5 protein-coding genes are annotated in these 6000 nt (G+C 51.5%); all 5 read right to left on the bottom strand.

Features of this window, described 5'->3' with window-relative positions:
• Positions 1–22: 22 nt before the first annotated feature.
• Complete coding sequence (locus tag QEH59_RS09865; RefSeq protein WP_308985202.1) at positions 23–349, bottom strand: hypothetical protein; 327 nt, start codon at positions 347–349, stop codon at positions 23–25.
• 242 nt (positions 350–591) lie between these two features.
• Positions 592–1467 carry a hypothetical protein gene (locus QEH59_RS09860; RefSeq protein ID WP_308985201.1) on the bottom strand — a complete coding sequence of 292 codons (876 nt, stop codon included), beginning with the start codon at positions 1465–1467 and terminating at the stop codon, positions 592–594.
• A gap of 173 nt (positions 1468–1640) precedes the next feature.
• On the bottom strand, positions 1641–1997 hold the full coding sequence (locus tag QEH59_RS09855; protein WP_308985200.1) for an antitoxin Xre/MbcA/ParS toxin-binding domain-containing protein: 357 nt from the start codon (positions 1995–1997) through the stop codon (positions 1641–1643).
• A gap of 28 nt (positions 1998–2025) precedes the next feature.
• On the bottom strand, positions 2026–2628 hold the full coding sequence (locus QEH59_RS09850; protein ID WP_308985199.1) for an RES family NAD+ phosphorylase: 603 nt from the start codon (positions 2626–2628) through the stop codon (positions 2026–2028).
• Positions 2629–2738: 110 nt separating this feature from the next.
• Complete coding sequence (locus QEH59_RS09845) at positions 2739–5990, bottom strand: ribonucleoside-diphosphate reductase subunit alpha (protein ID WP_308985198.1); 3252 nt, start codon at positions 5988–5990, stop codon at positions 2739–2741.
• Positions 5991–6000: the final 10 nt, after the last annotated feature.

Below are 6000 nucleotides of genomic sequence, written 5' to 3'. Positions count from 1 at the left end.
CTCTATAGAAGCTTATCAGCTTCTATAGACATCCATCGAATCCCATCGGATTGGATAGAACTCTAGCCATGTCTACATCTAAATAAGGGCAGAACATCGGACGCTTACCTTCGCGCACCCTTTGAGCCGCTTCTAGACGACGCACAGCCACAACGTCTTCTTCTAATATTGGGGGAGCGACTCCATGTTTTTTGTGAATACCAATGAAAGTCTGATGCGTAAAGCTTACCTCATCTACCTTAATCTTAAACTCAAAGGGGTCATTAAAGTTACTCGGATCACTGACATGAAGATACTGATCAGCTATCATCATCGCTGCGTAATGCCCTGTTGTATAATGATAAATCATAATTCAATTAAAAAAAATTAAAAGCAGAAGCTTCTACATAAAAACAAGATAAATAGACTGCCCCTTATTGAAGCCGCGTGATGGTAAAAACGTGGGCGCGACTTGTCACGCCTGCATTGCGATAGCTACTGTGAATCAACTTCACTCCTTAACATTCTCGAAAATCCCTTCTAACTCCGTACCACTAAGGCCATGCCATGACCCAGTTTCTGAACCTATGCCGCACTAGGGGGCACCTTATCTTATAGGGAATAAAAATGTCTCTCTCCTTGCCATAGGCGATCACTTAACTTCATCCCAAGTGACAATCCTAATCTCTCTAACTCCGAGCAAATCAAATTGATTTCCTCTCGTGAGTATCCTAGCACCAGAAGCTCTTCTTCTGATTTGGAAATAATGCCGCCTACGTCATAAATATTATTTGATAATAATTGCGTTAACAAAACTTCGTTCTCTTGAAACACTGTCAAATCACTGATAGGCATATATAAAAGAATCATAAGTCTCCGCTGCTGACTCACTTCGGAAAAATCACTAGACATACTTAGGTTCCTCAAGAAGAAACGAGACATAGAAAGAAGCTCAGTTAGTTTCTCATCAGAAGACAGGCTACTATCCATTTTAAATCTATGATCCTTAAAAGCCGAGTCAGCTTTTTCTAAAAAAGTGCCGAGAGATTGATAGAATAGTTTCTCCAATTGAGCATCAGTGAGACTACTGGTCAAAGTAGTTGATAAGCATTTAAAAATATCTAGTAAGTCTTGCTCATTTATAAATTTGGCTTGATGACTACTACTGAGTGAACTCGGAAGGTGCTCAGCTGTAGTTTCTTTCAACAATAACGGAACATAAGACTTACACCTGTCAGAAAGACTGAGAGCTCCAGCTTCGAACTGTATCCAAGGCTCTGAAGCATTTTGATCTCCGATAATTCCAATTCCAAAGTCAGCATTCGAGAGTTCAGTTCGAATGCGATGGAAAGGTCCTTCACCCGCTGAAATGTCTTTTGTTGAAACAAAAGAAATAATTTGAGTATCAAATACGGAAAAAATGAACTCTTTCAATGCCCGTGCAACATCACAACTTTCGGCTTTAGACCAACTGATAAATAGATTCATTAAAATAAGTTAAGGACTAGCTCAATCGGTATCAATTAGCTTATTGGACAACTCATCGACAATAGCTTGATTTGCCTGTTTTTTTTTTTGGGGGGGGGAGTTGACCTTACAAGGCGAGCCGATTTAGTCGTTAAAGAACTAAAAAGGGACAAACGATTACAGTAAATGCCCCCTCAGATTGGCTCCCCTGTTTGCAAGCGGTAGATCATATTCCAGATGCGGTCGGCCTCTCCGCGTTCGATGACTTGGAGTGGGGTTGAATTATCAAAGGCAGGGTTGGCGGCTTTGAGCCATTCGCCAATATAGGCCGTTTCCATAACATCCGAAAGCGCATCGAATAAGCGTACCAGCTCTCGAAGCTGCTTTTCGGCTGCTGCACTAGGCTTGTCGCCGGCGGCCCATTTGGCGACTGCCCGGGGCGAGTATTGAGTGAGCCGGCTAATGTCGTTACGGACTAACTTGTAGCGGTTGCAGAACGCCGGAATACTAAAACTGCGCGGTATTTCCTCAAGTTGTTTTGTGTTTCCCATACATCAAAAGATGCACAAGTGCATGCTCTTATGCAAGCCATTGTTCGAGTTGTTTTTCTCCTGAGATTGAAATACGGCTTTCAGATAACAATTGATCGGGGAACCAAATCAGATTGCGACCTCGTCTGTCTTTAGCAGAAGGGGCAATTAGGCCTTCGTAGCCTAAATCATGTATGGCGCGCCCTACTGTCTGCGCTAAGGTCTCGACACCACTACTGTTGAGCTTTTCCCAATCTTCACCCAGCAGTTCCTCGATGGTTGGTGAATCGAGGATCTCTCTAAGCTTTCTCAGATCAATAACCTGTTGTAACTCGACTAAGAGCTCCACACTCACTCGTGGATTTTGCCTCGGCTTATGAATTCCGTAGTAATCGTAGGCTTGACGTGATTCTTTGAGTGCAAGTGTTTCCGTGGACGCGGCATGCATCACACGAGAATTATTAGGTCGCATCCAACGACTGCCACGCTGTCGGGTGCCTTCACCTGAGATCAAATACTTGGGACGTGCCCATTTTAATTCAACGCAACGATAGACCGGGGCTTCCCATCGAGACTTGAGCTTCTCTCCCTCCCTTTTCAATTCAGCTAAGAGTCGTTTATAGGTGGGGTGGGGTTTGAGGGGTATTGGCACAGATACTAAGGCTTAGAACATGGGGGCGAGGCTGACGGGGCAAATGCGGAGATTTGCGATCCTGGGTGATCAAAAAAGGGCCGCCCTCTGGGGCGGCCCTTGTCGTTAATTTATTGGCAGGCTTCGCACTCTTCGCCGTTCATCATGGCTTCGAGGGAGCAGGCTTTCTTTTCTGCTGCGGTGAACTCCTTTTTCGCGGCGGGAGCGGCTTCGGCTTGGCCGGCGCGTCCCCTCACCTCTTTCTTTACGCTGGTGGTCGCTTTCTCAATGTTGGAAGCGCCTAGGCTGCGGAGGTAGTAAGTGGTCTTGAGGCCTTTGCGCCAGGCGTCGCGATACATGTGGGACAGTGTCTTGATGTCGGGCGAGGCAATGAAGAGGTTGACCGATTGGGATTGGTCGATCCACTTCTGGCGACGGGCTGCGGCGTCGACGAAGTATTTATACTCGATGCCGAAGGCGGTGCGGTATTTTTCGCGCAGGTCTTGTGGCACGCCCTCGATGGAGTCGAGCTCGCCGTCGAAGTATTTGACTTGGTCGAGCATGTTCGCAGTCCAGAGGCCGCGCTTCTTGAGGTCGCGGACGAGCTCGCTGTTGAGCACGATGAAGTCGCCGGAGAGATTGCTCTTCACGAAGAGGTTCTTGTAGGTGGGCTCGATGCAGGGCGTGGTGCCCATGATGTTCGAGATGGTGGCGGTGGGCGCGATGGCGAGGACGTTGGAATTACGCATGCCGTTCTTGGCGATCTTCTCGCGCAGTGGCATCCAGTCCATCTTGCCAGCGCGGGGCACTTCGACTTTTTCGCCGCGCTCTTGTTCGAGCAGGTCGAGGGTGTCTTGTGGCATCAGGCCGCGATCCCACTTGGAACCTTTGTAAGTGCTGTAGGTGCCGTGCTCGGCTGCGAGCTCGGAGGAGGCTTCGTAGGCGTAGTAAGCGATGGCTTCCATGAACTCGTCGTTGAACTCAACGGCGGCTGGGGAAGCGAAGGCGATGTCTTTCTTATAGAGTGCGTTTTGCAGCCCCATGACGCCGAGACCGATCGGGCGGTGACGGCTGTTGGCTGTCTTGGCGGATTCGGTTGGGTAGAAGTTGATGTCGATGACGTTGTCCAAGGCACGCACGGCGATGCTAATCGTCTCACGCAGTTTGGCGTGGTCGAGGTTGCCATCGGCGTCGAGGTGGGAGTCGAGCACGACGGAGCCGAGGTTACAGACAGCAGTCTCTTCGGCACTGGTGTTGAGCGTGATCTCGGTGCAGAGATTGGAACTGTGGATGACGCCGCAGTGGTCTTGCGGGCTGCGAATGTTGCAGGGATCTTTGAATGTGATCCATGGGTGACCGGTCTCGAAGAGCATGCGGAGCATGACTTTCCAGAGGTCAATGGCGGGGCGCTTCTGGCCGAAGATCTCGCCGCGCTCGGCCATGGCTTCGTATTCGCAGTAGCGTTCTTCGAAGGCTTTGCCGTAGAGGTCATGCAGGTCGGGGCATTCGTTGGAGCGGAAGAGTGTCCAGTGCTGACGGGCCTCCATGCGCTTCATGAATAGGTCGGGAATCCAGTTGGCCGTATTCATGTCGTGGGTACGACGACGGTCGTCTCCGGTGTTCTTACGCAACTCGAGGAAGTCGTCGACGTCGTTGTGCCATGTTTCGAGGTAGGCGCAACCGGAGCCGCGACGTTTGCCACCTTGGTTGACGGCGACGAGTTGGTCGTTGTGCAACTTAAGGAATGGGATGACGCCTTGTGACTCGCCGTTGGTGCCTTTAATGAAACCGCCGGTGCCGCGCACTGCGGTCCAAGAGCCACCGAGACCGCCGGCCCACTTGGAGAGGAAGGCGTTGTCAGCGATGCCGCGGTGCATGATGGACTCGATGCTGTCGTCGACCTTGTAGAGGTAGCAGGACGAGAGCTGCGAGTGCAGTGTGCCGGAGTTAAAGAGTGTGGGCGTGGAGGAGCAGAAGCGGCGGCTCTTATAGAGATTGTAGAGGCGCAGGGCGTAGCCTTCGCGGTCGTCCTTCTCATGGTGAAAGAGGCCCATGGCGACGCGGATCCAGAAGTATTGTGGCACTTCCAGGCGGCGGTGCTGCTTGGCAGTCTTATCGACGATCAGGTAGCGGTCATACATGGTCTGCACACCGAGGTAATCGAAATCCAAGTCCGCGGAGGGATCGAGTGAGGATGCGATCTGATCGATATCGAAGTCGAGCAGCTTGGGATTGACGCGATCGATCTCGATCGCGCGCTTGAGGTAGGGCTTGAATCCGCGGCGGTGCGCTTCCTTGAGGCTGTCGACGCCATCGCGGACGATTTCCCAATCGAGAACTTCTTCGTAAATGTAAGTGAGCAGGATGCGGCCGGCGAATTTGGCGAAGTCGGCATCCTTCTCGATCATGCTCTTGGCATTGAGAATGATAGTCTTTTGCAGATCGGCGCGCTTCATCTCTGGGTAGAGCGAACGACGAAGCTCTTTTTCGATCACGTCGGAGGCGATATTCAGATCCAGACCGATCGTGGCGAACTCGATACGGCGCTTGAGGTCGACCCCGTCCCAGAAAGTATTTTCACCGTTGGCCTCGGTGACGACAATCATGGACTCTTGCTGCGACTCGGGCGCGGGTGCGATACCCTCTTCTTCGCGGACGCGGGAGCGATGGGCACGGTAGAGGATGTAGGACTCGGCGACCTTGAAGTGGCCCTGACGCATCATTTCCTCTTGCACGGCGTCTTGCACGTCTTCGATGTTGATGAAAGCTTGTCCACTGGCGACCAAGCGATCCGTCACCGCGCGGGCGATCTCGACGGCTGGATCGGAGTCGAGGTGCAAAGCAAGGAAGGACTTGCGCACCGCGATCTCAATCTTGGCTTCGCTCCAGGGCACCACTTGACCATTACGACGGATCAAGCGAATGGATACGGGCTCGCGCTCGACACTTTGCGCGGAGGTATTACGGCCGAACATGAGGCTGCGAGCCACATCGTGCGCGTCGTTTTCGATCAACGCCTTTTCGATCAGCAAGTGCACATCATGGGTAGAGAGCTTGAGCGCCCTGCCCTGCTCGATCGAAGTGGCCAACACAGAGCCGACGCTCTTGGCGACGTTGGCCACAAACTTGCGGTTCACTTCCGTGAAAATTTCATCTTCCTGACGCGAGAGCAACAGGTCGGTCAGCGCGTTACCAATGGTATCGGCAATCTCGGCGAGATCAAAATCACGCTCGGAGCCGCCGGCATCCACTTTGATTTCCGGGCGTTGTAGTCGGTCCTCGCCGAGCACGGAGCCCCACTCGAAACGAGGCTTCTTTTCTTTAGGTGTGGAGGCAAAGCGTTTAAGCTCTAGATCTTCTTCGAAGGAGAGTTTATGTATCATGAAATAGTAT

This window comes from Thalassobacterium sedimentorum, from assembly GCF_031127905.1.
GTDB classification, from domain to species: domain Bacteria; phylum Verrucomicrobiota; class Verrucomicrobiia; order Opitutales; family Coraliomargaritaceae; genus Thalassobacterium; species Thalassobacterium sedimentorum.
The sequence above is the reverse complement of the archived record's forward strand: the minus strand, read 5'-3'. Positions and strand labels throughout refer to the sequence as shown.

What these genes read in the sequence shown, in the direction of transcription:
- QEH59_RS09865 (WP_308985202.1), bottom strand. Translation starts at nt 349, where the DNA reads ATGATTTATCATTATACAACAGGGCATTACGCAGCGATGATGATAGCT.
- QEH59_RS09860 (WP_308985201.1), bottom strand. Translation starts at nt 1,467, where the DNA reads ATGAATCTATTTATCAGTTGGTCTAAAGCCGAAAGTTGTGATGTTGCA.
- QEH59_RS09855 (WP_308985200.1), bottom strand. Translation starts at nt 1,997, where the DNA reads ATGGGAAACACAAAACAACTTGAGGAAATACCGCGCAGTTTTAGTATT.
- QEH59_RS09845 (WP_308985198.1), bottom strand. Translation starts at nt 5,990, where the DNA reads ATGATACATAAACTCTCCTTCGAAGAAGATCTAGAGCTTAAACGCTTT.